This is a genomic window from Streptomyces sp. DSM 40750 (assembly GCF_024612035.1).
In the GTDB taxonomy this organism is placed as follows: Bacteria; Actinomycetota; Actinomycetes; order Streptomycetales; family Streptomycetaceae; genus Streptomyces.
In genome coordinates, this window is sequence record NZ_CP102513.1 from 6,857,233 (window position 1) to 6,882,625 (window position 25,393).

Annotated in this window: 25 protein-coding genes and 1 pseudogene; 13 read left to right on the forward strand and 13 right to left on the reverse strand. The window is 70.1% G+C overall.

Annotated elements, in window-relative coordinates:
- The first annotated feature begins 12 nt into the window (after positions 1 to 12).
- On the forward strand, positions 13 to 312 hold the full coding sequence (locus tag JIX55_RS30585; protein ID WP_257566463.1) for a hypothetical protein: 300 nt from the start codon (positions 13 to 15) through the stop codon (positions 310 to 312).
- Between the two features lie 98 nt (positions 313 to 410).
- Here the strand turns inward: JIX55_RS30585 and JIX55_RS30590 are convergent.
- From JIX55_RS30590 to JIX55_RS30600, 3 genes and pseudogenes are all read right to left on the reverse strand, one after another.
- A pseudogene (locus JIX55_RS30590) lies at positions 411 to 1,685 on the reverse strand (tyrosine-type recombinase/integrase).
- Positions 1,685 to 1,909: a helix-turn-helix domain-containing protein gene (locus tag JIX55_RS30595; RefSeq protein WP_257566464.1), complete on the reverse strand. Its 225-nt coding sequence runs from the start codon at positions 1,907 to 1,909 to the stop codon at positions 1,685 to 1,687. Before JIX55_RS30595 ends, JIX55_RS30590 begins: the two are co-directional and overlap by 1 nt.
- Positions 1,909 to 2,121, reverse strand: a complete 213-nt coding sequence (locus tag JIX55_RS30600) for a hypothetical protein (RefSeq protein WP_257566465.1) — start codon at positions 2,119 to 2,121, stop codon at positions 1,909 to 1,911. Before JIX55_RS30600 ends, JIX55_RS30595 begins: the two co-directional genes overlap by 1 nt.
- A gap of 248 nt (positions 2,122 to 2,369) precedes the next feature.
- Between JIX55_RS30600 and JIX55_RS30605 the strand changes: the two genes are divergently transcribed.
- The gene (locus JIX55_RS30605; RefSeq protein WP_257566466.1) at positions 2,370 to 2,828 is read left to right on the forward strand and encodes a DUF5958 family protein; all 459 of its coding nucleotides are present in this window, start codon (positions 2,370 to 2,372) and stop codon (positions 2,826 to 2,828) included.
- 196 nt (positions 2,829 to 3,024) lie between these two features.
- On the opposite strand, the gene JIX55_RS30610 is transcribed toward JIX55_RS30605, so the two are convergent.
- The 4 genes from JIX55_RS30610 to JIX55_RS30625 form a co-directional block, all read right to left on the reverse strand.
- Entirely contained in the window at positions 3,025 to 3,339 is a 315-nt protein-coding gene (locus JIX55_RS30610) for a hypothetical protein (RefSeq protein WP_443046568.1), read from the reverse strand.
- Positions 3,340 to 3,490: 151 nt separating this feature from the next.
- Entirely contained in the window at positions 3,491 to 3,997 is a 507-nt protein-coding gene (locus JIX55_RS30615; RefSeq protein ID WP_257566467.1) for a GNAT family N-acetyltransferase, read from the reverse strand.
- Positions 3,994 to 4,251 carry a DUF397 domain-containing protein gene (locus tag JIX55_RS30620; RefSeq protein WP_257566468.1) on the reverse strand — a complete coding sequence of 86 codons (258 nt, stop codon included), beginning with the start codon at positions 4,249 to 4,251 and terminating at the stop codon, positions 3,994 to 3,996. The genes JIX55_RS30615 and JIX55_RS30620 overlap by 4 nt, the downstream gene beginning before the upstream one ends.
- Positions 4,248 to 5,114 (reverse strand): helix-turn-helix domain-containing protein, encoded by an 867-nt coding sequence (locus JIX55_RS30625; protein WP_257566469.1) that lies wholly within the window; start codon positions 5,112 to 5,114, stop codon positions 4,248 to 4,250. The genes JIX55_RS30620 and JIX55_RS30625 overlap by 4 nt, the downstream gene beginning before the upstream one ends.
- Positions 5,115 to 5,243: 129 nt before the next feature.
- Between JIX55_RS30625 and JIX55_RS30630 the strand changes: the two genes are divergently transcribed.
- Complete coding sequence (locus JIX55_RS30630) at positions 5,244 to 5,786, forward strand: ATP-binding protein (protein ID WP_257566470.1); 543 nt, start codon at positions 5,244 to 5,246, stop codon at positions 5,784 to 5,786.
- Here the strand turns inward: JIX55_RS30630 and JIX55_RS30635 are convergent.
- Positions 5,690 to 6,316, reverse strand: a complete 627-nt coding sequence (locus JIX55_RS30635; RefSeq protein WP_257566471.1) for a hypothetical protein — start codon at positions 6,314 to 6,316, stop codon at positions 5,690 to 5,692. The two genes, JIX55_RS30630 and JIX55_RS30635, sit on opposite strands and share 97 nt — an antisense overlap.
- 61 nt (positions 6,317 to 6,377) lie before the next feature.
- On the reverse strand, positions 6,378 to 9,179 hold the full coding sequence (locus JIX55_RS30640) for a LuxR C-terminal-related transcriptional regulator (protein WP_443046569.1): 2,802 nt from the start codon (positions 9,177 to 9,179) through the stop codon (positions 6,378 to 6,380).
- Between the two features lie 373 nt (positions 9,180 to 9,552).
- Between JIX55_RS30640 and JIX55_RS30645 the strand changes: the two genes are divergently transcribed.
- Positions 9,553 to 10,332 (forward strand): hypothetical protein, encoded by a 780-nt coding sequence (locus tag JIX55_RS30645; protein ID WP_257566473.1) that lies wholly within the window; start codon positions 9,553 to 9,555, stop codon positions 10,330 to 10,332.
- Between the two features lie 322 nt (positions 10,333 to 10,654).
- Here JIX55_RS30645 and JIX55_RS30650 read toward each other — a convergent pair whose 3' ends face one another.
- Positions 10,655 to 10,858, reverse strand: a complete 204-nt coding sequence (locus JIX55_RS30650) for a cold-shock protein (RefSeq protein ID WP_003992177.1) — start codon at positions 10,856 to 10,858, stop codon at positions 10,655 to 10,657.
- Between the two features lie 380 nt (positions 10,859 to 11,238).
- Between JIX55_RS30650 and JIX55_RS30655 the strand changes: the two genes are divergently transcribed.
- The 7 genes from JIX55_RS30655 to JIX55_RS30685 all read left to right on the forward strand — a co-directional run bounded on the left by JIX55_RS30655 (position 11,239) and on the right by JIX55_RS30685 (position 19,986).
- Entirely contained in the window at positions 11,239 to 12,084 is an 846-nt protein-coding gene (locus tag JIX55_RS30655) for a menaquinone biosynthetic enzyme MqnA/MqnD family protein (RefSeq protein ID WP_257566474.1), read from the forward strand.
- Positions 12,085 to 12,291: 207 nt separating this feature from the next.
- Positions 12,292 to 14,244, forward strand: coding sequence for a serine/threonine-protein kinase (locus tag JIX55_RS30660; protein WP_257566475.1), 1,953 nt, complete (start codon positions 12,292 to 12,294; stop codon positions 14,242 to 14,244).
- Positions 14,245 to 14,519: 275 nt separating this feature from the next.
- The gene (locus tag JIX55_RS30665) at positions 14,520 to 15,293 is read left to right on the forward strand and encodes a prepilin peptidase (protein ID WP_257566476.1); all 774 of its coding nucleotides are present in this window, start codon (positions 14,520 to 14,522) and stop codon (positions 15,291 to 15,293) included.
- 138 nt (positions 15,294 to 15,431) lie between these two features.
- Positions 15,432 to 16,631 carry a cyclic dehypoxanthinyl futalosine synthase gene (mqnC, locus tag JIX55_RS30670; protein WP_257566477.1) on the forward strand — a complete coding sequence of 400 codons (1,200 nt, stop codon included), beginning with the start codon at positions 15,432 to 15,434 and terminating at the stop codon, positions 16,629 to 16,631.
- Between the two features lie 7 nt (positions 16,632 to 16,638).
- Positions 16,639 to 17,088 (forward strand): hypothetical protein, encoded by a 450-nt coding sequence (locus tag JIX55_RS30675; RefSeq protein WP_257566478.1) that lies wholly within the window; start codon positions 16,639 to 16,641, stop codon positions 17,086 to 17,088.
- A gap of 88 nt (positions 17,089 to 17,176) precedes the next feature.
- Positions 17,177 to 17,875 (forward strand): demethylmenaquinone methyltransferase, encoded by a 699-nt coding sequence (locus JIX55_RS30680; RefSeq protein WP_257566479.1) that lies wholly within the window; start codon positions 17,177 to 17,179, stop codon positions 17,873 to 17,875.
- Positions 17,876 to 18,012: 137 nt separating this feature from the next.
- The gene (locus JIX55_RS30685; protein WP_257566480.1) at positions 18,013 to 19,986 is read left to right on the forward strand and encodes a zinc ribbon domain-containing protein; all 1,974 of its coding nucleotides are present in this window, start codon (positions 18,013 to 18,015) and stop codon (positions 19,984 to 19,986) included.
- Positions 19,987 to 20,013: 27 nt separating this feature from the next.
- Here the strand turns inward: JIX55_RS30685 and JIX55_RS30690 are convergent, their stop codons facing one another.
- The gene (locus JIX55_RS30690) at positions 20,014 to 20,349 is read right to left on the reverse strand and encodes a PASTA domain-containing protein (protein ID WP_257566481.1); all 336 of its coding nucleotides are present in this window, start codon (positions 20,347 to 20,349) and stop codon (positions 20,014 to 20,016) included.
- Positions 20,350 to 20,539: 190 nt separating this feature from the next.
- Entirely contained in the window at positions 20,540 to 21,046 is a 507-nt protein-coding gene (locus JIX55_RS30695; RefSeq protein WP_257566482.1) for a GNAT family N-acetyltransferase, read from the reverse strand.
- Positions 21,047 to 21,176: 130 nt separating this feature from the next.
- On the opposite strand from JIX55_RS30695, the gene JIX55_RS30700 reads away from it, so the two are divergent.
- Both JIX55_RS30700 and JIX55_RS30705 read left to right on the forward strand, forming a co-directional pair.
- Entirely contained in the window at positions 21,177 to 22,469 is a 1,293-nt protein-coding gene (locus JIX55_RS30700; protein WP_257566483.1) for a geranylgeranyl reductase family protein, read from the forward strand.
- Between the two features lie 89 nt (positions 22,470 to 22,558).
- Positions 22,559 to 24,415: a hydroxysqualene dehydroxylase gene (locus JIX55_RS30705; RefSeq protein ID WP_257566484.1), complete on the forward strand. Its 1,857-nt coding sequence runs from the start codon at positions 22,559 to 22,561 to the stop codon at positions 24,413 to 24,415.
- A gap of 105 nt (positions 24,416 to 24,520) precedes the next feature.
- Here the strand turns inward: JIX55_RS30705 and JIX55_RS30710 are convergent, their stop codons facing one another.
- Complete coding sequence (locus tag JIX55_RS30710) at positions 24,521 to 25,351, reverse strand: C40 family peptidase (RefSeq protein WP_257566485.1); 831 nt, start codon at positions 25,349 to 25,351, stop codon at positions 24,521 to 24,523.
- Positions 25,352 to 25,393 lie beyond the last annotated feature (42 nt).

The window sequence follows — 25,393 nt, forward strand, 5'->3', positions numbered from 1 at the left end:
GCTGGAGGCGACATGTCGGCAATTCCGTATACCGTGGAAACAGAGAGCGGTGAGTCATTTGACGGGATTTCGGAAGACTTGCTCTTCGAGTTGATTGGCGAGTTGAATTACCCGGATAACTCGTTTCTTACGATCGAGCCGCAGGGGGGTGGAAACCGGTGGTACGTCGTTGTGACTCTGGATTCGGATAGTCGACTCGAAGTCGAGTATCGAAATCCGGAAACGCGTGAGCATCGAGTTGTTGCTGGCGGCGACGTGTCAGGGATCGCAAGCGATGTGACGATCTGGGTTTCCTCCATCGTCCGTCAATAAGACGCTGCGACGCTCCGGCCAGAGCCGTACATGAGGAGCCCCGCCGGCACGTCCCGGCGGGGCTCTCGTGCCGTTTGACGGCAACGGTGACGGCAACGTCAGCGGACGACGGCTGTGGTGGGCGGGTCGTCCGGGTCGTCGGTCGGGCCGAGGATGCTGCCGAGGGTGTCGATGGCCTGGCGCTGAAGGCGGAGTCAGACGTGGGCGTAGACGCTGGCGGTGACGCCGATGTGGGCGTGGCCGAGGAGTTCCTTGATGACGACGAGGTCGACGCCTTGCTCAAGGAGGAGGGTGGCGGTCGAGTGTCGGTGGAAGCGGATCGTCCGGAGCCCTGCGGTGTGGAGGAGGCGGCGGAAGCGGCGGGTGAGGTTGGTGGGGTCGAGCGGCCTGCCCTTCGGGGTAGTGAAGACGAGCCCGTTGTCCGTCCAGCCCGTTCCGGCCGCCTGGCGCTCTTCTTCCTGCCGTTCCTGGTGGATCTTGAGGGAGCTGAGGCATTCGGTGGGGAGGGCGATGCGCCGCTCAGAGGCCAGGGTCTTGGTGTTCAGGACGGTCAAGCCCTGGCTACGGGTGCGCTGGAGGGAGCAGTGGATGGTGGCGGTGCCGCCGTCGAGGTCGAGGTCTTCCCAGTGGAGCCCGAGGAGTTCACCCTTACGGAGTCCGGTGCGCAGAGCGAGTTCGTACAGGGCGTGAAGCCGTTCGCCGTTGGCCGCATGGAGGAGTCGCCGGGCTTCGGCGGCGGTGAGGGGCTGGAAGCGCCGGGGGCGGGGCGTGGTCGTCTTGACGTTCCGGGCGACGTTGCGCGGAAGCTCATCCTCGCGGACGGCGTGTTCCAGGGCGGACTTGAGCACGGCGTGGACGTACGTCACGGTCAGCGGCGAGAGCTGCTTTCCGCAGCACTGGCCGATGGCGCAGCAGGATCGCCGGACGGAGTCCCGTTTCTGGGCGCAGCACTGGCAGGTGGTGCGGAGTCCGTCGAGGAAGGTGCGGACGTCGCGGGTGGTGAGCCGGGCGAGCTTCTTGGCGCCGAGGCCGGGATTGAGGTGGAGACGGATGGAGGCCGCGTAGCGGGTGTGGGTGTTCTCCCGCAGGTGGTGAACGGCGACGCCGTCCAGCCAGTACGCCAGATAGGCGCTCACGGCGCTATCGGCCGCCGCGACAGGGAGACCGCGGTTGCTGGCGGCGATCTTCTCGGTGAGCTTGGCCGGGGCTTCCTTGCGGGTGGTGCCGTAGACGCGGACGCGCCTGCGGGTGTTGCCGGGGGCGAGGACGTACCCGGCGGCTTCCCAACGACCGTCCTTGCGCTGGTAGACGGTCCCGTCTCCGTTCGCACGGGTGCGGGAGCGGCGGGACGAAGCGGGGCGGGCTGTGGTCATCAGGCGGCTTCCTGTTCGAGGCGGACGCGGATGAAGTCGGTCAGCGCGCGGGCGGGGATACGGCGGGCGCGGCCGAGGGTGATTGAGGCGAGCTGGCCGCTGCGGAGCAGGTCGTAGACGGCGGAGCGGCCGAGTTGGAGACGGGCCATGACCTGGGGGACAGTCAGCAACTCCCGTGACAGATCCGGGTCTTGGAAGGATGTCGTCGGCGGGTACGTAGCCATCAGCAGCCGCCCTCTGCCACGAACTGCCGTTCCTGTTCTCTGCGGTACCAGACATGGGCGGCGAGGAGCGCGCCACCGGGGCCGTAGCCCGAGCCCAGGTAGTCCCAGTGGCCGATGACGAGCGTGGTCGTCGGGTCGCTGTCGGGCAGGCCGGCGTGGGCGCGGGCCTGTTCGACGCGCCAGATGCGGCGGGCGTCCCGGAGAGCGCTCACAACGACGCGAAGTGAATTCAGGGCGCCGCAGACAAGTACGGCAACACGATTGTCGTGGTCGGCAGCAGGGTGCGAGGCCGCCGCAGTGCCGACGCCCCAAGGGATTCGGTCCGGAATCTGACTGGGACTGCATTCTCTTCGGTCCGTCCAGACAGTGGCACAGCGTACAGAATTCGCTGCCCCTGGGAACCGGGGCCGACGAGGGCAGTGGTCGTGTCCGTGACTTTTATCAGAGCTACAATCCAAGCGTGCGGAACTATACAGAGCTGGACATGAGTAGGCCGCACGTAATATTCACACCTAGGGGGGTAATGCGGATGCAAGAATCGGAGCGGATCATTAATGAAATCGCTCAAGGCCTCATCCAACTGGACGAGGGAGTCAACTGGTTCTCCGCGCTTGATCCCGCCCAGCAGAAGGCCGTACTGCGCGAGGTGGTCAGTTACTCGATGCAAGCCCACGCTACCGTTGGGGACGGCCGTGAGGGGGTGGCGAGATCTGGAGTGAAGCCCACGGCCAATCCTGCCGTGATGATCGTTCGAGAGCCGCTTCCCGACAGGATGGCCAAAATCATCAATCTTCAGGACTCTGAGAACGTGAAGGCCTTTCGTGTGCTGGTCTCGACATTCGCCGTAGCTGATACCCGGAGGAGGGATACACAGTGCAAAGGGCGCTGTGGTCATGAGTGGCATAACCTGACCCTGTAGCCGCACACAACGTGCGCCACAGGTTCAAGTTGAGATTGTCCTATCTCGATGATTGGGGACGCCTGAGCAGCCGCCGCGAGCCCGTTCCCCCGACGCGGCGGCTCGCGCTCATCGTTGCTGCTGGCTTTGATCTGCTTTCGAGCGGGAAAGCCAATGCAAGATAACGCTTGCCGCGATCGCAGCGGGTCACTTGAGATTACGTGAGCGCCTGCAATCTGAAGCCCTCGGCGCCTCTGCGGCGGAGGCCGGCCTTGCGGAGGAGCGTGGTGAAACTGCGGGTGAGCTTGGTCGGGTCGACCGGTCTGCCCTGCGCAGTGGTGAACACCTGCCTGGTGCGGCGGATGGCAGCGGTACCGGAGGCGAGGTCGAGCAACGGCTGCAACGGGTGACCGCTGGCGGCAGCCAGAAGATCGCGCGCTTCTGTGGCAGTGAGGGGTTTGAATCGGCGGGGCCAAGGTGTGCCGGTACGGACGTGGCGGGCGACGTTGCGCGGGATCTCCTCCTCGCGCACGGCGCCCCAGCTACCAGAGGCTTCATCCGTGCGTCAGGCCAACTGTCCAGCCAGCGCAAGAGGTTGGAATGGGCTCCGTGACCCTCGTCGAAAACCTCGCCCCGATCGGCTCCGGTTGCGGTGACGTGGGGCTTGGATCTGCCGATCCGTCTCACTCGGCTGCCGTTGCGCCGACCGTCTTCGCGGACAACTCGGCGACCACCTCGTCGTCCTCGTCCCCCTCGGTGGCGGACACCGGCCCGAATCCCAGCGACGTGTACAGGCGCTCGGCGGCGGTGTTCTCCGGGTGGTACGACAGGCGCAGGACCTCACAGTCCGTACGGTCCGCCAGCCATCGCATCAGGGTCCGCGCGGCTGCCCGCCCGACCCCCCTGCCCTGCTCGGCGGCGTCGATCAGCATGCCGCCGATCCAGTACGAGCCGTCCTCGTCACGCCCCCACATGACATGCCCCACCACGGTGTCGTCGGCGCACACCGCGAGCGAGTTCCATACGCCCTCGCGGAGGGACAGGAGGAGGTAACGAGCGGCGAGCGCGGGGACGTACCGGCGTTGGCCGTCCAGCGGAGCGATGTCCGCGACGGCCCGCCAGTTTTCGTCGTCCACATCATGTAAAGCGACGCGTCGCCCACTACCGTCCAGCAGCCCGAGACTGATCATGCGGGCAGGCTACGAGCTTCCCGGGCCGCGAGGAACGCGGTCCAGGCTGTGGGGGAGAGGGTGAGGTGGGGGCCGGTGGGCCTCTTGGAGTCGCGGATGTGGATGGTGTGGGGGCAGGGGGATATCTGTACGCATTCGCCACCCTCGCCGTCGCTGTGGGATGACTTGCGCCAGGCGTAGGCCGCTTCGACGCAGTCGCCGCCTTCGCCGCTGGTGTAGCTGGACGTGAACCAGACGAGTTCCTCGGTGCTCATAGCTCCCCCAGTTTCTTCTCGATCAGGGCCCGGGACTCCGTGGGGTTGAGGGCCATCGCGCGCATGATTCCATAGCGGTCGGCGATCTTGCGGACCTCTTCGCGGTCGGTGATCAAACGGGGATGGCCCTGGGCCTCCGTGTACGCCACCTGTGCATGCCCCTTGGGAGTCAGCAGGTTGAACGCGCTGTCCAGGTTGGGGTGTTCCTCGCGGCACGTCGGCATCACCTGGATTTCGACGTTCCGCATGCTTCCGATGCGCAGGAGGTGCCGCAACTGCTCCGCGAAGACAGCCCGTCCGCCAATCGGCCGGTCCAGGATGAACTCCTCAAGCACGTAGCTGACGGCGGGCGGGGGCCAACGATCGAAGACCTGCTGCCGAGAGAGCCTGTCGGCGACCCGCCTCTCGATTGTCTCCTCGCTGAGGAATGGGCGCCGTTGGGTGAACACGGCCCGTGCGTAACCCTCGGTCTGGAGGAGCCCCTGCACACCATGGTTGCAGTAGTGGTGCAGCTCGACCGCTTCCGCCTCCAACCCGGCGTAATCCCGATACCACTCCGGATGCCTCGTCCGAGCCTTCTTCATCCCCTCCTTGATCTCAGGGACCATCGCCCTCAACAGCCCGCCGGCATCAAGAAGTGCATCCGCCTTCTCCAGAACCTCGGGCCGAGCCACCCGCACCCCCCGCTCCATCGCGCCGATCGCATCCGGCCCGTACCCCACTGCCTCCCCCAACTCCTTCTGCGTGAGCCCCGCCCGCTCCCGCAGCAGCTTCAGCAGCTTGCCGACCGCCGTGAACAACCCGGTCGTACCGTCGGCCTCCGCCGGAGTCTCCGGACGTCGTTCACTCGCCTCATCCGCCATCGATCCCGCCCTCACCTCGTCGTGGTCACGGCCGACGAGCCGACGCCTCGCGCACCGCACCCATACGGCTACATAGCGTCCCGCCGCCGTACCTGGTCAGACTAGAACCGGACGACCACGCTGAGTGACATGAATGCGGAAATCCCCACCACAACCCCCACGACTTCCACCGTCCTCGGTGAATTCAGGCAACTCTTCACTCCCAGCCGCCGAGGCGCCCGACTCGCGCGAAGGATCGTTGCCCAGCGGCTCAACGCCTGGGGCATCTCCCCTGGGAGCGAGGTGTACGACAACGCCGTGCTGGTGGCAGCCGAGCTGGTGACGAACGCCGCGATGCACGGGTACGTCCAGGGGCACAGCTTTCTGCTGAAGGTGGTGTGGGTGACGGGCACCGTACGTATCGAGGTGGCCGACGCGTGCGAGAGGCGGCGGCCGAAAACGCGGCGGTCGGAGCCCGAGGCCGAGTCCGGGCGGGGGCTGCTGATCGTCGAGGCCCTCGCCGACAAGTGGGGCGTCGAGGACCGCGACCTGGGCAAGACCGTGTGGGCCGAGCTGAGTACGCCCTCGTCAGGAGGTCAGGACGTGGGCTCGTCCAGCTGCGGCTCCAGCAGCACCTCGGTCACGCTCACGCCCTTGGAGGCGCCGAACGTCTCGACCATCACTCCGAGGTAGGTGCCGGTCACCTCCAGAGCAGCGTGGTCATCCCCCAAGCGCAGGTCGAGCCTTGCCCGGGGCGCGCCCCCCTGGTCCGGCATGCGGTGGATCCGCGCCGCCGGGTAGCGCAGGCTCGTCAGCTTCTCCTGCACCGCCTCGTAGGTGGTCGTGTCCATACCCGAGAACGCCTTGCTGATGCGCAGTGCGTTCCGGTCGGCGACGCACTGCTCGGTGGCGTCCAGCGGCACCGGATCGTAGGGGTCCGTCGGCACCGGATCGACCGGATCGACCGACGTGGTCTCGGTGGCGGAAGGCGCCGCCAACTCACCGCTGTCCTCGACATCCGGGGCACAGAACTGCCAGAAGAGCTCCTGCAGTTCAAAGAACCGTGCCTCCGCGTCGTCGCTCACCGCGGCGACGCCGACCGTGGAGGTCTGAGCGGCCGTGGCGCTCTGCGCGCCGAGGCCGCCCAGGACGATGGCGCCGCCGAGCGCGGCCACCAGCAAGGACTTCGGAAGGAAGTGCTTCGCAAGGAAATTCGGTCTCATATCTGAACCATGCCGGTCGCCGGAGACGCCCACATGAGTACCCGTACTCAATCCACCAGGCTCAATCCACCAGGTCAGCCGCCGTGAGCAACCGCGTCAGGTCCGTCCGTGACCGGACGTGCAACTTCCGGTAGATCCGGGTGAGATGGGCCTCCACCGTTTTCCTGGACACGAACAGCGAGGCCGCCGCCTCCGTGTTGTTGAGGCCGCGTGCGATCGCCCGTGACACCTGGAACTCCTGCGGTGTCAGCTGGTCGAGCATCCCGCCCATGCGGCCGGCGGGACGAGCGGGAAGTCCGCCGGTCGCCCCACCCGTTCCGCCCGCCCCGCCGACCACGGAGTGGCCCGTCGTGCTGACCATCCCCCCGGCGGCCGCCAGTTCGCTCGCCGCCCGCCGGGCCCACGGCACCGCGCCCAGCCGCTCGAAGCACGCCAGGGCGGAGGACAACGGGGCTCGGGCGGCACCCGGCCGCCGGTACCTTCGCAGTGCCTCCGCCGAGCAGAGCAGCGTCCGGGCCCAGTCGAACGGCCCCGTCGTCCGCTGATGGGCCTTCAACGCGGCCCCGAAGTACGCGTCCGCCTCCTCCGGTGTCTCCGCCAGCAACCCCCGGACCCGGGCCGCCGCGGCCTCCGCCGAGGCGAGCCCCGTCTCCCGTGCCCGCTCCTCCAGCCACCCGACCACTTCACCGGCCCGCGCAGCATTCCCGGCCCGTACGTGCGCCTCGGCCAGGTCCGCCGCGAACGGAACCACCTCCGGGTTCCCGATCCCCTGTTCGATCGCCAGTGACAACGTTTGCTCCAGCTGGTCGGTGGCCGCGTCGTAGTCGCCGTACGCGAGGGCCGACAGCCCCAGCACCGCCGTCATGTGGAACTCCTGACAGCCGATCCCGTACGCCCCGCACTCCCGCCGAGCCCGCGCCACATGCTCCTCGCACTCGACCCGGTCGCCGCGCAGGGCTTCGAGCCGGGCGAGGCAGTACAGGGCGTAGCTCACGCACGTCAGCTGGCCGAGCTCCTCCGCCCAGCGCAGCGCCTCCGTCAGGTCACCGCGTGCCGACGCCCACTGCCCGATACGGGTCTCCAACTCACCCCGTACGGCGAGGGTGAAGCCGAGCACCCCCACCGCGCTGTGCTGCCGCGCCGACTCCACCGCCGTGTTGAGCAGCCGGCGTCCGCGTACGAACTCCTCCGTGCGGCTCCAGGCCTGGCCGGCGATCGCGTAGACCTGCTGGTCGCGGACGGGGTCGCCGCCGGTGCCGTGGCGGTCGGCGGCCTCCAGCATCTCGCGGCCCTCGGCGGTACGGCCGGACATGACGAGGGCGCCGCCGAGGAGGGTGAGGCTGTACCAGCGTTCGGGGCCGGACTCGGTGGCGAGGGCCAGGGACTCCTCGGCCACGCGTACCGCCGCCGGGACGTGGCCGTCGAGGCGGGCCGCGGCCGTCGCCTCGGCGAGGAGCAGGCAGGCGCGGGTGGGGTCGGTGTCGCGTACGGCGTCGGCGGCGTTCATGAGGAGGCCGTACGCCTGGGCCGTCTCGCCCTTCCAGGTGTACATCCGGCCCAGAAGGCCCTGGATGACGGCGCGCATCGCCGGGTCGGGCGTGATCCGCAGCGCCTCCTCGCACCACTGCGGGCCCGCCGGGGAGCCGCTGAGCAGGGCGTCGGAGGCGGCGTGGTGGAGGCGGTCGGCGCGGGGCGCCGGGTCGGGCGTGAGTTCGGCCGCGCGGCGCCAGGCGAGGGCCGACTCCCCGAAGGCGCTGCGCCTACGGGCCTCCAGCGCGGCCTCGGCCAGCGCGGCCGCCGCCTCCTCGTCGGGGCCGGGGGTCGCGGACGCCCGGTACCAGGCGTGCAACGGGCCCGTACTCACCTCGGCCAGCGCCTGGAACGCGGCGTAGCGGTGCCCGAGCGGGGCGCGGCCCAGCACCAGCGCGCGCAGCACGGGGTGGTGGAAGTCCAGCCCGTCCGCCGTGGCCGTGATCAGGCCGTCCTCCTCGGCGGGGGAGAGGGCGTCGAGGGAGAGCCCGGCCGCCTCCAGGGCCTTGCGCAGTGGGCCCGCCGCCGTCGAACGGCTCGCGGCAAGGACGACCAGCGCGCGGCGGGCGGGGTCCGGCAGGCCGTCGATCCGGGTGGCCCAGGCACGCTCCAGATGACTGCCGAGGGAGGGCGGGTCGAGCAACGGCCGCTCACCGCGCGCCTGTTCGTCCGTCAGCCCGCTCGCGATCTCGCGCAGGGCGAGCGGATTGCCGCCGCTGATGCGTACGAGATCGGCGAGGACGTTGGGGGTCACGCTGCCGTCCAGCAGAGTTTCGCACTCCTCCGGCGCCAGCCCGCCCACCTGCACGGTGGGGATGCTGCGGCGCGGGCCCGACTCGCCATGGTCCTCGCGGGAACCGAGGGCCAGGGCGACCCGCTCACTCGACAGGCGGCGGGCGACGAAGAGAAGGACGCGCTGGGAAGAGGGGTCCACCCAGTGCAGGTCGTCGACGAGGACGACGACGGGGCGCTCGTCGCCGAGCGCCGCGAGGACGTTGAGGGCACCCATGCAGGCGGCGTACGGGTTGCCCGGCGGGTCCGCCGGGTCGCCGCTCAGGGCCAGACAGGACTCGAGGGCCGAGCGCTGGGCGCCGGGGAGTTCCCTGAAAAGGGACGAATGGGGCATCAGTAGGTCGCCGAGGGTGGCGAAGGGGAGGACGGTCTCGGTCTCGATGCCCCGGGCGCGCAGGACCGTGGCCGGGGCCGCGCCGGAGGTCCCGGCCGCCGCCCGCTCCGCCGCGTAGTCGAGCAGGGCGGTCTTCCCGATGCCGGGCTCGCCCCACAGCAGCAGTGCGGCCCCTCCCGCCCCACCCGCCACGAGCAGGTCGTCCATCAGCCGGCGTTCCCGCTCCCGACCGACGAGTCCCCGTAACAATGCGCCACCTCCTGGTGTCCGCCTGTGCCCGCCCCGCCCGACCATCATGCCCCGGCGAGGGCGGGCCAAGAAGGCCGGACACCGAGGGAGTTGGGGGGAGATCTCAGGGGAGATGTAGGGACTTCCCGGAAGCGAGGGGGGTCCGCACGGGCTTTCAATGGTCTCGCGGCACAGCACAACAGGGGGACCGCAACAACGGGGGATCGCACCACAGAGGGGGATCGCAACACACGGAATCCAAGGGAAACCAACCGGGGGAATCCACGGGGAACCAAGGAAACCAAGGGAAATCAGGGGAATGAACCAGGTCGCGGAACTAGGGGGACGGCACATGCCGGCATCCGTGGGACGCGGGGATCTCACCTCAGGATCCGACCGGCTCGACTCGGTCGAGATCAAGGTGACGTTCTCGGGTGCGGGCGCGGCCGCCGCGACTTGGGCGCTGGCGCCGGACACCGGGGGAGCCCGGCGCCGCGTCTACTTCTGTGAGGCCCTCGCCCGCTCCACGGCGCCAGGTCAACTGCCGCTTCTGGATGCGGGGTTGATCCTGCGCCTACGGGCGGGGAGCGGGCGGGGTGGGGCCGCGACCGCGGAATTGCGGCCCTGTCGCCGGTCCCGGCTCTCGGAACGATGGCTGCGCTTCCGTGAGCGGGGACCGGACTCCTTCCACCTGGCGGACGCCTGGGCCGGCGACCGCCGTGTCCTCTCCGCCACCCTCGTCTCCGACTGCGGCCGTACGGCCGTGGAGGCGGCCGCCACCGGCACCAAGCCGCTGGAGCTCGTCTTCTCCGACCGCCAGCGCGCGTTCCTCACGGAGTGCGCCGACATCGACGTCGGCTTCGGTTCGCTCGATGTCCTCGGCCCCGTCCACCTGGTCCGCTGGCGCGGCGTACGCCTCGACCACCACGAAGTCACGCTGGAGCGCTGGACTTTGGGTGGTGATCAGTCCCTGGAGTGGCTTGAGGTGTCCAAGCGGGTCGCTCCCGAGGGGGCCGAGGTCGTGCAGGCCTCCCTGACTGCCCTCCTCAAGGGCAAGGGGCTCGAACCTGACCTGGGCTCGGGGATCCGGGTGCGGCGGGTACTGGAGGAACTGGTCGCGAAGGGCGGCTGAGGCGGGAGGCCGGAGGCGCGAGGCCGGAGGCCGATGCTTCGGCCGCGGGTCCGTCGAGGCTGGTCGCGCCCACGCGGCGGAGCCGCACCGACACCCATACCGGCAGCCCGCCCGCCACCGGGATCGCACCGGACGACCGTACGAGGCGCCGGCACCCGGGACGGCCTTCGTGCTGATCACGCAGCACGTGTGACACGCGGGTGTGCCCGGGGGAAAGGGCGTGTCCGGTGGTATGTCCGGGAAAGGCAGGAGCCCCTTCGCCGAATGGCAAGGGGCTCCTTGGGTACTGCTCTCAGACGTCGTCAGAGGGGCATCCCTCGGATCAGACGGGGGTGACGTTCTCCGCCTGCGGGCCCTTCGGGCCCTGGGTCACGTCGAAGGAGACCTGCTGGTTCTCCTCCAGCGAACGGAAGCCGCTCGCGTTGATGGCGGAGTAGTGAACGAAGACGTCGGGGCCGCCGCCTTCCTGGGCGATGAAGCCAAAGCCCTTTTCGGCGTTGAACCACTTCACGGTTCCGGTAGCCATAAGCCCTCCTTGGGCCCAAAGGGTTGCCCTGCTCCAGAACCCTGCAAGTGTGAAAACAAGATGCCGCACAACTGCATACGTCTGAAAACGACGAGAGCCCGCGGTCACATGCTCCGCAGGCTCTGTACTGCAAGGGAAACCAAACTGCAACTTGCGGGCGAGCCTAGCACGCAGGCACGGGAATGCAATAGAGGGCAAGATCACGTCACCCGGATGTTTGAGTCGCCCGCGATCGGGGTTGACGCAACGCCTCTTCTTCACCGTCGGCCCCACTGGCGACACGCCGTCGAGAGTGTTGACACGGGGTGCGCATCCGGTTTATTGGGCCTCTCTCGGCCCCCGGAGCCCGCACCGTATCCCATGAGGGCTAGCCTCGCGATGTGGACAATTCTCGCAACCGGCCGCGCGTCGGCCACATTCAGTTCCTGAACTGCCTGCCTCTGTACTGGGGGCTCGCGAGAACGGGCACGCTCCTCGACTTCGAGCTCACCAAGGACACCCCGGAGAAGCTCAGCGAGCAGCTGGTGCGCGGGGACCTCGACATCGGGCCCGTCACGCTCGTCGAGTTCCTCCGCAACGCGGACGACCTGGTCGCCTTCCCCGACATCGCGGTCGGCTGCGACGGGCCGGTGATGTCGTGCGTCATCGTCTCCCAGGTGCCACTCGACCGCCTGGACGGCGCACGTGTCGCCCTGGGCTCCACCTCGCGCACCTCCGTACGCCTCGCGCAGCTGCTGCTGGCCGAGAGCGTCGGCGTACGGCCGTCGTACTACACCTGCCCGCCCGACCTCTCGCTGATGATGCAGGAGGCGGAGGCGGCGGTGCTCATCGGTGACGCGGCGCTGCGGGCGAACCTCCTCGACGGCCCGAGCTTCGGCCTCGAAGTGCACGACCTGGGCGCCATGTGGAAGGCCTGGACGGGACTGCCGTTCGTCTTCGCGGTGTGGGCGGCGCGGCGCGACTACCTGGAGCGCGAGCCCGAGGTCACCCGCAAGGTCCACGAGGCCTTCCTGGCCTCCCGCGACCTGTCCCTGACCGAGGTCGGCAAGGTCGCCGAACAGGCGGCCCGCTGGGAGGCCTTCGACGAGCGGGTCCTGGAGCAGTACTTCACCACCCTCGACTTCCGCTTCGGCGGACCCCAGCTGGCGGCGGTCGCCGAGTTCGCGCGCCGGGTCGGACCGACCACCGGATTTCCGGCGGACGTGAAGGTGGACCTCCTTTCCTGACCCTTTCCCGACCGCTTCCACCGGAAGTCCCCACAAACTTCCCGGAAATTCATTTGACGAATTCCGCGTTCTGTGGGACTGGTCGCCGGCGTTCGCATTCCCATTCGGGCGTACGGCACTACGCTGCTGAGGAGCCGCGCGTCGCGGAGTTCGTGCGGGGGAACGTACGGCGTGACGTACGGGAGACGTACGGGGGAGGTGTCGTCCATGCAACCGCTCGGTGTCGGCGAGCCCACGGTCGTAGGGCCCTACCGGCTCCTCGGCCGGCTCGGGTCCGGCGGGATGGGCCGCGTCTATCTGGGGCGCAGCGCGGGCGGCCGCACCGTCGCCGTCAAGGTCGTGCACCCGCACTTCGCTCTCGACGAGGAGTTCCGCGCCCGCTTCCGCCGTGAGGTCGACGCTGCCCGCCGCGTGGGCGGCGCCTGGACGGCCCCCGTCCTCGACGCGGACCCGGAGGCCTCGGTCCCATGGGTGGCCACGGGGTACGCGGCGGGCCCCTCCCTCGCAGGAGCGATCGCGGACGGCGGCCCGCTACCCCCGCACTCCGTACGAGTACTGGGCGCGGGTCTCGCGGAGGCGCTGTCGGCGGTCCACGCGCTGGACCTGGTCCACCGGGACGTCAAGCCGTCGAACGTCCTGCTGACCGTGGACGGCCCCCTCCTCATCGACTTCGGCATCGCGCGCGCCACGGACGGCACGGCGTCCCTCACCTCCACCGGCGTCTCGATCGGCTCCCCCGGCTACATGTCGCCCGAGCAGATCCTCGGCAAGGGCGTCACCGGCGCGGCGGACGTCTTCTCCCTCGGCGCGGTGCTCGCGTACGCGGCAACGGGCCAATCCCCTTTCCCCGGCGACTCCTCCGCCGCCCTCCTCTACAAGGTCGTCCACGAGGAGCCCCAACTGGACGGTCTGGAGGGAGACCTGAGGGACCTGGTCGAGCGCTGCCTGTCGAAGGAGCCGACCGGCCGACCGGCCCCGGACGAGGTCGCCCGCACCCTGGCACCCCAGGGCGCGGCCCGCCTGGTCGCGGCGGGCTGGCTGCCGGGCCCCCTGGTGGAACAGGTCGGCCGCAGCGCGGTGCAGTTGCTGAACCTGGAGGCGGGGGAGGGGGTTCCTTCCGGACCGGTGGGCTTCAGCAGTCCGTCGGTGTCGGTGGGGGAGTCGGTGGTGGCGCCGAACGCTGCGGCAACGGGGGCGGGTCTCGCGGCGCCGGGGACCGGTCTCGCGGTGCCGGGTCCGGGCTCTTCGACGGAGGAGGTCGCTGGGGCTGCCGGGGTCGCTGGGGCGACCGGGGCATCCGGAGCCATTGGGATGCCCGGGACCACTGATGCCGCCGGAGTGACTGGGGTGCCCAGAACCACTGATGCCGCCGGGACAACTGGCGCCGCCGGGCCGAACGTCGAACCCCCCGCCGCGACCGGGGTGTTCGGCCCACCGCCGGTGATGTCGCCTCAGGCGCCGCCGGTGACGCACGTGCCGGGACAACGGGCCGACGCGGTGGTGGCGGACACGGTGCCACCGGTCTCGCCTCCTCCGTCATCGGCGCCGGGCAAGTTGTCGCTGAGCGTGGCGGCGACCTCCACGACCGTGGCGAACGGGCGTGGCCGGAGGGTGAGTTGCTCGGTCGCGCTGGCGGTGGCGGGGGCGTTCGCGGTGGTGAGCCTGGGTTCGGTGTTCGGGTTCGGGATGCTGGGGGGCGAGGAGGACAGCGGCGGTGACGCGGCCGGCCCGGCACCGTCGGCGAGCACGAACCCGACCGGCGGGAACCAGGACCAGGACCCGCAACTCCCGGAAGACGGGGCGGGTGACGTGCCCAAGAAGTACCTCGGCACCTGGGAGGGCGACGGCTATGCCCTCGACGGCAACCTCCCGGCAGGCACCTTCCGAGTCACCCTCGAACAGGCCGGGACGGGCGACCCGTTGGGCACCTTCCGCTCCGTGGACCTCCTCGGCGGCGCCTGCGACGACAAGCTCGTCCTCAAGAAGGTCGCCAAGGACCACATCGTCGCCACGAGCATCGCCGACACCAAGAACAACCCCAACACCTGCACCAGGAATACCCACGAGATCACCCTCACCCCCGTCGGCAACGAACTCCAGTACACCGCGGACAACGCGGACGCGGGCGACCCGACGGCCCGCATGGCGAAGGTGAAGTAAGGGGGCGGGTCGTTCCTCCGCGGCTGGGCGGGGCCTGGTCGCGCAGTTCCCCGCGCCCCTTGAAAACACGGGGCGCGCCCGACGCCTTCAGGGGCGCGGGGAACTGCGCGACCAGCCCCAACGAACCCGCACCCGCCACCCAACAGACCCGCCCGAGCCATAAGGCGCCCAAGGGGGTCGAAGGGGCACAGCCCCTGGGGATGGGAAGGGTAGGGGCGGCGGGGGCGAAAACATTCCGGCCACACCACACGCACCCCTCCTCATAGGCTGACCACGTGGACCTCGACCCCTGGTTGATCGCACTCACCCTCACCGCCGCACTGTGGGGCGCAGCCACAGGCACCCTCCTCCCCCGCCCCGCCTACCGCTTCACGGTCGACGAAGAGACCCCCTGGCAACACGAATGCCCCACCGGCCACCGAATCACCGGCATGGCATCCGGCTGGCTCGGCCCCGCCCGCTGCACAACCCCCACGTCCACCCCCCTCTCCACCCCCACCTGCGCCTACGGCCCCAGCACCCCCACCGTCGCCACAACCACCGCCCTTGTCTGCGCCCTCCTCGCCCTGGCCACCGGTCCCCGCCCCGAACTGGCCGTATGGCTGCTCCTCGCCCCACTCGGCGTCCTGCTCACCCTCGTGGACCTCAAGGCACAACGCCTCCCGGACCCCCTGACCCTCCCCTTCGCAGGCCTGACCCTCACCCTGCTGGGCGCGGCGGCGTTCGTACCCGAGCACGCGGGCCAGTGGCGCACGGCGGCATACGGCGCACTCGCCCTCGGCGGCTTCTACTTCCTCTTCTTCCTGATCAGACCCGTGGCCCTCGGCTTCGGCGACGTGAAACTGGCCCTCGGCCTCGGCGCGGCCCTCGGCTGGTATGGCTGGGGCGCGCTGTACCTCGGCACCTTCGCCGGCGCCCTCATCGGCAGCGCGTACACCCTGATCCTGGCGGCCCGGGGCCGGGCCGTACGCGGACAAATGGTCGCCCTGGGCCCGTTCATGATCGCGGGTGCGTACGTCGGACTGCTGCTGGAGGCCTACGCGGCGTGAGGCGCCCCATCCCGGTCAACAGGCCTTCCGCCCCCGCCTCCGGAGTTGTCCACAGGCACACGGGCTGACGTCGGCCGATCCGAACTGCTGGCGTAGGCTGGCCCGGTCCGTTCAACCCTTACGAAAGGGACGCTCCCGGTGACCGAGAAGGCCGACCTCCAGTCCGTTCTCGACCGTGCCGCAGAGGGTGGGCGGATCACTCCGGAAGAGGCGCTCGACCTCTACCGCGACGCCCCGCTGCACGCGCTCGGCGCCGCCGCCGACGCCGTACGCAAGCGGCGGTACGCGGGCACGGAGCACATCGCGACATACATCATCGAGCGGAACATCAACTACACGAACGTGTGCGTGACGGCGTGCAAGTTCTGCGCGTTCTACGCCCCGCCGAAGGCCAAGGACAAGGGCTGGACGCGGGATCTCGACGACATCCTGCGCCGCTGCGCGGAGACCGTCGAGCTGGGCGGCACGCAGATCATGTTCCAGGGCGGCCACCACCCGGACTACGGGGTGGAGTACTACGAGACGCACTTCGCCGCGATCAAGAAGGCGTTCCCGCAGCTGGTCATCCACTCCCTCGGCGCGTCCGAGGTCGAGCACATGGCCCGTATCTCGAAGGTGAGCGTGGAGGAGGCCATCCAGCGCATCCACGCCGCCGGTCTCGACTCCTTCGCCGGCGCCGGCGCGGAACTGCTCCCCGCGCGCCCCCGCAAGGCGATCGCGCCCCTCAAGGAGTCCGGCGAGCGCTGGCTGGAGATCATGGAGGCCGCGCACAACCTGGGCGTGGAGTCCACGTCCACGATGCTGATGGGCACGGGCGAGACCAACGCCGAGCGCATCGAGCACCTGCGCATGATCCGTGACGTACAGGACCGGACGGGCGGCTTCCGGGCCTTCATCCCGTACACGTACCAGCCCGAGAACAACCACCTCAAGGGCCGTACCCAGGCGACGCTCTTCGAGTACCTGCGCATGATCGCCATCGCCCGGCTCTTCATGGACAACATCGCCCACATCCAGGGTTCCTGGCTCACCACCGGCAAGGAGGTCGGCCAGCTCTCCCTGCACTACGGCGCGGACGACCTCGGCTCGATCATGCTGGAGGAGAACGTCGTCTCCTCCGCCGGCGCCAAGCACCGCTCCAACCGCCTGGAGATCATCGACCTGATCCGCAAGGCCGGCCGCGTCCCGGCCCAGCGGACCACCACGTACGAGCACATCGTCGTCCACGACGACCCGGCGAACGACCCCGTCGACGAGCGCGTCATGTCCCACATCTCGTCGACGGCCATCGAGGGCGGCACGGCCCACCCCGAGCTGAAGCTGCTGAGCGCCAACTAGGGCTCACATGCTGACCATTCACGCCGCCGACGAGGTGCGGCACACGTGGGACGACCCGTCGCCGATCAAGGACGGTGCCGTCGCCGTGGAGGGCGTCCGGGTCCATGCCGTGGGCCCGCTGGTGGAGATCCAGGAGCGGTTCCCGGACGCCCGCGTGCGGCGGTGGCCCGGTGTCCTGGGGCCCGCCCACGTCCACGAGGGCCCGCTTCCTGACGCGCCGTCTCCTCGGGAACGCATCCACGCGGTGCTGAAGGCGGGCGCGGCCGCGGTACTGGAAGAGCACGCGAACACCCCCGAACTCCGTGCCGCCGCCCAGCGCAACGACGTGGTCGTGCTCCCTCACCCCCGGCCCACGGCGATCATCGCCACGGGCCGCGCCGACCTCGCCGTCTTCGACGACTCCGGCACCTGCATGGCCACGGTGTGCGCAGGCCGTCTGGTCCACCGCCGCCGCTGAGGGGCGCCCCCGCTGCTTTTCCTTTCAGGGGCGCGGAGTGGGTGGGCCGGACGCCGATGCGTGCGGCCCGTACTGCCACAATGGGCCCGTGACCCGCGCATCCCTGGACAAGCAGCCGCACGAAGTCGCCTCGATGTTCGACCGAGTGGCGAAACGGTACGACCTGACCAACGACGTGCTGTCCCTCGGACAGGACCGGCGCTGGCGCAAGGAGGTCGCGCGGGCGGTGGACGCCCGCCCCGCCCAGAAGATCCTGGACCTGGCGGCCGGCACGGGCACGTCGTCGCTGCCCTTCGCGCAGACCGGCGCGTACGTCGTGCCGTGCGACTTCTCCCTCGGCATGCTCCAGGTCGGCAAGGAGCGCACCCCCTGGCTGCCGTTCACGGCGGGCGACGCGACGAAGCTGCCGTTCAAGGACGACACCTTCGACGCGGTGACCATCTCCTTCGGCCTCAGGAACGTGCAGGACACCGACACCGCGCTGCGTGAGCTGTACCGGGTGACCAAGCCCGGCGGCCGGGTCGTGATCTGCGAGTTCTCCCACCCGACCTGGACGCCGTTCCGGACCGTCTACACCGAGTACCTGATGCGCGCGCTGCCGCCCGCCGCCCGCGCTGTGTCGTCGAACCCGGACGCGTACGTCTACCTCGCCGAGTCCATCCGCGCCTGGCCCGACCAGGCGGGCCTCGCCGAGCGGCTCCGGCAGGCCGGCTGGGACAAGGTCGCGTGGCGGAACCTCACGGGTGGGGTCGTCGCACTGCACCGGGGGTTCAAGGTTCACCCGTAAGAGGATGCCCATAAGGGATCCCTGTTGACGGGAACCGGTCAACAGAAAACTACCGTCCGTTGATACGTCAGTACACGCCGACGCGCGTCTGACCACGTCTCATCACGGCACGAGTTCTCTGGATGACGGAGCGTTCCATGACGTCCTACTGCCCGTACTGCGGAACACCAGGTCCCGACGAGGCACGCTTCTGCATGAAATGCGGGCGGGAACGCCTGCCGGTCCCGGCGGCGGAGTCGGGCGGCACAGGAGCCGGGACACCTCCGGCTCCGCCCGCGGCAGCACCGTCCACCCCGCCGACGGCGCCACCGACAGCGCCGCCTCGGACACCCCCGGCGGATCCGGGAACGCCGGCCGTACCGACACCCTCGCCGGGAGCACCGGGAACGGCCCCGCCGGGAGCTCCGGCCATGGCCCCACCGGCGGTTCCCCCGGCGGCCCCACCGGGAGCGCCCCCCCTCGGCCCACCGCCGCCTCCTCCCCCGTACACCCCCGTCCCCGCCCGCCCCTCACCCGTCGGCGCCTTCTTCGGCCGGGCGTTCCGGGGCGACTGGGGCGGCTCCGCGCTGGCCGCGCTCTGGCCGGTCGGACTCCTCTTCGCCGCGGCCATCGCCCTGGCCATCCCGTCGTACAACCAGGACGAGGAGGACCTGGTCGGCTTCGGTGACCGGCTGGGCATCGCCCTCGCCGCCCTGCTCCAGGGCCTCGGCGGCGGCTTCGAGGTCTCCGAACTCAGCGGCGAGTACGCCGGCGACTTCCAGTCCGCCGAGGGCGCCGTCACCCTGACCCTGGTCCCGCTCACGGTGACCGCCCTCTTCATCGGGGCGCTCTTCATCGGCGTACGGCAGCTCCGTACACGCCTGGTCGCACGGCGCGCGTACGGCGGTGCGTATGCGGGTGGGTACGGGGGCGCGTACGACGGTGCCGGCGCCGGAGGGCCGGGGCCGGTGCCCGGTGGCGGCCGTACCGCCGGGCTCGAAGCGGCCGTCCGGGTCACGCTGCTGGTGACGGTCGCCGTACTGCTGCTCGGGCTGTTCGCGCAGCCCGACGTCGTGCTCGCCGAGGTCTCGACGTCGCCCTGGCTCGCGGCACTGGGCGCGCTGCTGCTCACCGCCGCCGTCTCGGTCGGCCTGCTGCAACGCGACGACCTGGCCGCCTGGCTGGCCGTCCGCCCCGGCCCCCAGGCCCTCTTCCGGGCGACCGGAACGGCCGTACGGGCCCTGGCGATCGTCCTCGTCCTCTGCTCACTCGTCACCTTCGTCGTCCTCGCGGCGAACAACGAGTGGCAGGACGAATGGGAGGAGGACCTCAACCCGCTCCTCCTCGTCCTGCTCGTCCTCCCCAACCTCGCCGTCAACTTCCTCGGCCTCTCCTGGGGCGCGTCCATCGAGGGCGAGGCGGGCCGTTCGCGATACGGGGACGACACGTCGTACGGCAACGACTCGTCCGGCGACTACGGACTCGTCGAGTCCTCCCCGTACGGCGGCTACGAGCGCGAGGCGTTCGGGCTCTCCGAACTGGGCGACGCCGTCAACTCCTGGGCGGTCGTGGGCGCGTTGGCGCTCGGCGCGGTCTGCGCCCTGACCCTCGGCGTCCTCGCGGCCCGCCGTTCCTCGGGCCGCGGCGAGCAACTCCTCGCCGCGGGCGTCTTCTCCGGCCTCTTCCTGCTCCTCGCGGGCATCAGCGGCTTCGGCATGGAGGCCTCCGGCTCCGCCGCGACCGAATTCGGCGGCGAATTCTCGGCCGCGGGCCAGGTGGACGTCGGCCTCAACATCCCCGAGGCCCTCCTCTTCAGCCTCCTCTGGATCTTCGGCGCGGCCTTCCTCGCGCCCTACCTGGTCCAGATGACGGGAGCCCGCACGGCCGTCATCGCACCCCCGATCCCAGCCATGCCGAGCAACGGCCCGGCAGGCTACGGGATCCCCCCACAGTCTTCGGCCCCGACACCGGCCCCGTACGAGCCCCCGCTCGTCGAACTGGGCCCCTACCATCTGCCGCCCCCCGAACCCACCAAGCCCCGCAGCCGGACACTCGTCTGGACCCTCACGATCGCGGCGGCCTTCGTCATCGGAGGGGGAGGAGCAGCAGCGATCCTGCTCTGGCAGAAGTAGAGAGCCGCGCCCCTCAACCCGCGCCCCTCAAAGGGCGCGGGCAACCGCGCGATCAAACGGATCCCCCGGCTCGTCCAACGCCCTGCGCAACCCGGGCGGAGGCCCACCGCGCCGCGGCTCCCGCACACCCCCACCGTCGTCCCCCAACTCGAACCACACGGTCACCGCGGCCCCACGCGGCACCTCCACGCCCGGTGGCGGGTACTGCCGTACGACGTAGTCCACGACGGTGAGATGGAAGTCGGGCCGGTCGGGCGCGACGAGGGTCAGCCCGCCCGCCTCGGCCGTCTCGCGCGCGTCCACGGCCATCAGACCGACGAACCGTGGCACACGCACTTCGAATGACTTGGGTGTTATGCGCACAGATGTTCACCCCCAGCGGTACCGGCAGGGTAGCCGCCGGGCGGTCCCAGCCGGAAGCACTGAGTGGCAATCTGCGGCAAATCGCTACGCTGCGTGACGAGTTGCCGATATTACGAACGCGCGGCCGACTCTCCGACCAGCGTCACCGTGCCAGTCGATACCGGAGTCACAGCGACAGTCGATACCGGAGTCACAGCGACAGCCGATAGCAGTGCCCCACCCGCTGCGTGACCGGTCTCATGTACGTCTCCGCCAGCTCCATGCCCAGCCGTCGGGTGACGGCGATGGACCGCTCGTTCTCGGCGTCGACCATGGCGACGACGCTGCTGATGCCCGCCGCCCGCACCCGCTCCAGGGTCTGTATCGCCGCCGCGGTCACATAGCCCTTGCCCCAGTGGCCGCGCGAGAGCCGCCAGCCGATCTCGATCTCGCCGGTCGGGCCCCACTCCCGGGGCCACGGCTGGGCGCCGGTGAAACCGATGGCGCGGCCCTCCTCGTCGAGCATGGTCCACAGACAGAACCCGTGCTCGGCGTCGTGACGGCGCTGGCGCGCGGTGAGCTCCTCGTAGACGGACAGCTCGGCGGACCTCCCGCCGTGGAACTCCATGACGTCGGGATCGTCGAAGATCCGGTGCCAAGCGAAGGCGTCCTCGTCGGTGGGGACGCGCAGCCGTACGTCGGGCAGAGCTCGGTTCACAGGGGCAGCCCTTCAGCCGGTGATCGGTACCGCTGAATAGACTGCCCATGTCCGGCGCCTGTCGGCACACGTTTTCTGGTCTTCCAGTGGACCTTTGATTCGATCCTTCTACTCTTGGGGAGAACCCGTCGTGACCGAGCCCCAGCCCCTTACCGAACACACCGCCGATGTGATCGTCGTCGGGGCCGGGCCAGCCGGTTCCACCACCGCGTACTACCTGGCGAAGGCCGGGCTCGACGTGCTGCTCCTGGAGAAGACCAGCTTCCCGAGGGAGAAGGTCTGCGGCGACGGCCTCACGCCGCGCGCCACCAAGCAGCTGGTGTCGATGGGCATCGACATCTCGGAGGAGGCCGGCTGGCTCCGCAACAAGGGCTTGCGGATCATCGGCGGCGGCGTCCGCCTCCAGCTCGACTGGCCGGAACTCGCCTCCTATCCGGACTACGGGCTCGTCCGAAAGCGCGACGACTTCGACGAGCAGCTCGCCCGCCAGGCCCAGAAGGCGGGCGCCCGGCTGTACGAGCGCTGCAACGTGGGCGCGCCCGTCATCGACGACCGCACGCGCCGTATCACCGGTGTCCACGCCAAGCTCGGCGACGAGAAGCGGGAAGTCACCTTCCACGCCCCGCTGGTGGTGGCCGCCGACGGCAACTCCACGCGCCTCTCCCTCGCGATGGGCCTGCACCGCCGCGAGGACCGCCCGATGGGCGTCGCGGTCCGTACGTACTTCACCTCCCCGCGCCACGACGACGACTACCTGGAGTCCTGGCTGGAGCTCTGGGACAAGCGGGGGCCGGGCGAGGACCGCCTCCTGCCCGGCTATGGCTGGATCTTCGGCATGGGCGACGGCACGTCCAACGTCGGTCTGGGAGTCCTCAACACCTCCGCCGCCTTCAAGGAGCTGGACTGGCGCGACGTCCTGAAGGCCTGGTGCGCGTCCATGCCTCAGGAGTGGGGCTACACCCCCGAGAACATGACCGGCCCCATCCGCGGCGCCGCCCTCCCGATGGCCTTCAACCGCCAACCCCACTACACCAAGGGCCTGCTGCTGGTCGGCGACGCCGGCGGCATGGTGAACCCCTTCAACGGCGAGGGCATCGCCTACGCCATGGAGTCCGGCCAGATCGCCGCCGACGTCATCGTCCAGGCCCACGCCCGCGCCACCCCCGGCCAGCGCGAACTCGCCCTCCAGCGCTATCCGCAGGTCCTCAAGGACACCTTCGGCGGTTACTACACGATGGGCCGCGCCTTCGTGAAGCTCATCGGCAACCCGAAGATCATGAAGCTCGCCACGCAGCGGGGCCTGACCCACCCGCTCCTGATGAAGTTCACCCTGAAGATGCTGGCCAACCTCACCGACCCCACGGGCGGCGACGCGATGGACCGCATCATCAACGGCCTGAGCAAGGTCGCCCCGAAGGCGTGACCCTCGGGCGACGGCCGGTGTGAGGATGCTGTGCGTGAGCGGGGCGTGACCTTCCGTCCCGCCACGCGCCTCCTTACCCTCCCGTTCCCATGACGACAGAACGCACGGACCACCCTCAGGAGTCCCAGAAGTCCCAGGGGTCCGGCGCCCCCACGCGCAGACGCTTCCTCGCGAGCGCCGGAACCACGGCCGCCGTCACGGCCACCGCCGGCACCCTCGCCTTAGGAACCTCTACGCCCACGGCCGCCGCCCCCGCCGCCGGAGGCAGACACGTAGCCGTCCTCGGCGGTGGCGTCTCCGGTCTCAGCGCCGCCCACGAACTCGCCGAACGCGGCTACGCCGTCACCGTCTACGAGTACTACGACGTCCTCGGCGGCAAGGCCCGCTCGATGGATGTCCCCGGCACGGGCGAGGGCGGCCGCGAACCCCTCCCCGCCGAGCACGGCTTCCGCTTCTTCCCCGGCTTCTACCGGAACCTGCCGGACACCCTGCGCCGCATCCCCTTCCCCGGCAACGCCGACGGCGTCCGCGGCAACCTCCGCGCCGGCACCGAGGCCCTCTTCGCCCGCTCGGACGGCCGCCCCGACCTGCACTTCCCGCTCCGCCGTGTCACCACCCCGCCCGCCCCGGGCGACCTCACCCCGTCCTGGATCCGCGACCAGCTCCTCTCGGTCCTCGACCTCGGCACCCGCCTCCCCGCCCACGAGGTCGCCTACTTCGCCAACCGGGTCCTCGTCCACCTCACCAGCTGCGACGCCCGCCGCGAGGACCAGTGGGAGAAGACCAGTTGGTGGGAGTTCATCCGCGCGGAACAGATGAGCCAGGAGTACCGGACCGTCCTCGGCGTCGGCCAGACCCGCAATCTCGTCGCCACCCGAGCCGAGGTCGCCTCCACCCGCACGGTCGGCCGCGTCATCATCGAGGCCCTCCTCCTGTGGGGCCTCCTCGGCCGGGGCATGGACGGCGACGCCGACATCGACCGCGTCCTCAACGCCCCCACCAGCGAGGCCTGGATCGACCCCTGGGTCACCCATCTCCGCTCACTGGGCGTCGAGTTCGTGACCAGCACCCAGGTGCGGGAGATCGTGTACGACGCCGGCCGCGTCACCGGCGTACGGGTCTCCGCGCCCGACGGCACCGACGTACGCACCGTCACGGCCGACCACTACGTCTCCGCGCTGCCCGTCGAACACGCCCGCACCACCTGGGGGCCCGCCCTGCGCGCCGCCGACCCGCAGCTCGCCCGGTGCGACGCGCTGGAGACGGACTGGATGGTCGGGATCATGTTCTATCTGCGCACGCCCACCCCCGTCGTCCACGGCCACATCAACTGCCTCGACTCGCCCTGGTCGGTCACCGCCGTCGGCCAGGCCCAGTTCTGGGACGTACGGGACTTTCCGGCAGACTACGGCGACGGACGCGCCCGCGACTGCCTCTCCACGATCATCTCGGAGTGGGACAAACCGGGGATCCTGTACGGCAAGACGGCCCGGGAGTGCACGCGGGAGGAGGTCGTCGCCGAGTGCTGGGCGCAGCTCAAGGACGCCCTCAACGACTCCGGGAAGACCACGCTCACCGATGAGGACCGCCTCGGCTGGTTCATGGACCCGGCGGTGACCGGCCTCGGCGGCCCCGACCCGCAGAACCGCGAACAGCTCCTCGTCCACCCCACGGGCACGCTCTACAACCGGCCCTCGGCCCGCACGGCGATCCCGAACTTCTTCCTCGCGGGTGACTACGTCCGCACCGACGTCGACCTGGCGACCATGGAGGGCGCCAACGAGTCCGCGCGCCTGGCCGTCAACGCGCTGCTCGACGCGGACGAATCGGACGCCGAGCGCTGTCAGATCCAGGAGCTGTACCGGCCCCCGGAGATGGAACCCCTGAAACGGGTCGACGAGACCCGCTACCGGCTGGGCCTGCCCAACACCTTCGACCTGGGGTGAGAGGCGCCCTGCGGGCCCCCTGAGGCCCGCTGTGCGGGCAGCCCGGAGGGCCGCTGTCCCCAACGGGAGAGCGGCCCTCCGGAAAACGCCTGGGCGACCGTGCGGTCAGAGCACGCGCACCGCACCCGTCGCCGGGTAGCCGGAGAGGTCCTGGATGACGACGCCCTTGGAGGGGTTCGCCGCGTCGAGGTACTGGCCGTTCCCGACGTAGACACCCACGTGGTACGCGGAGCCCTTCGAGCCCCAGTACAGGATGTCGCCGACCTGGAGATTCGACAGGGAGACCTCGGTGCCCTGCATCGACTGGTCCTGGGAGACCCGGGGGAGGTCCACGCCGACCTGCTTGAACGCGGCCTGGACCAGCGAGGAGCAGTCCCACGCGTTGGGGCCCGCGGCACCCAGGACGTACGCGTCGCCGAGCTGCGCCTTGAGGAAGCCGATGACCGTGCCGACACTGCCAGTGGCGGGCGCCGTCGTGGTCGTCGTCGACGAGTTGGACGTGAGGGTGGTCCGCTCACTGTCCCGCGAGGCACGCTCGGCGGCAGCCTTGCGCTCGGCCTCCTCGGCGGCCTTCTTCCGTGCCTCTTCCTTCTTGGCCTTGGCGAGGTCCTTCTCTGCCTGCTCGGCCGCCTCCTCGGCGGCCGTTTCACGCTCGGCCTGCAGTTGGTAGTCGGCCGCCATCGCCTGCGTGGCGTCCGCGGACTGCGCGGCCTGCGTGGCCAGGTCGGCCGTGAGGGTGGGCAGTTCGAGCGTCTGCGTCACCGGCTCCGCGGCGAACGCGGCCGTGGACGCGCCGGCCACTGCCACGGTGCTGAGAACGCCACCGGCAACTCCGGCGCGCATCGCGATCGAGGACGCGTTGCGGCGGGGTTTCCGGTGGCTGCGTATGTGAGCGGTGTGGGACATGGGAACAAGCGATACCAGCGACTCCTCCATACCTTCAAGAAACGTGTGCTGCGCCACAGTTGTTCAACAGGG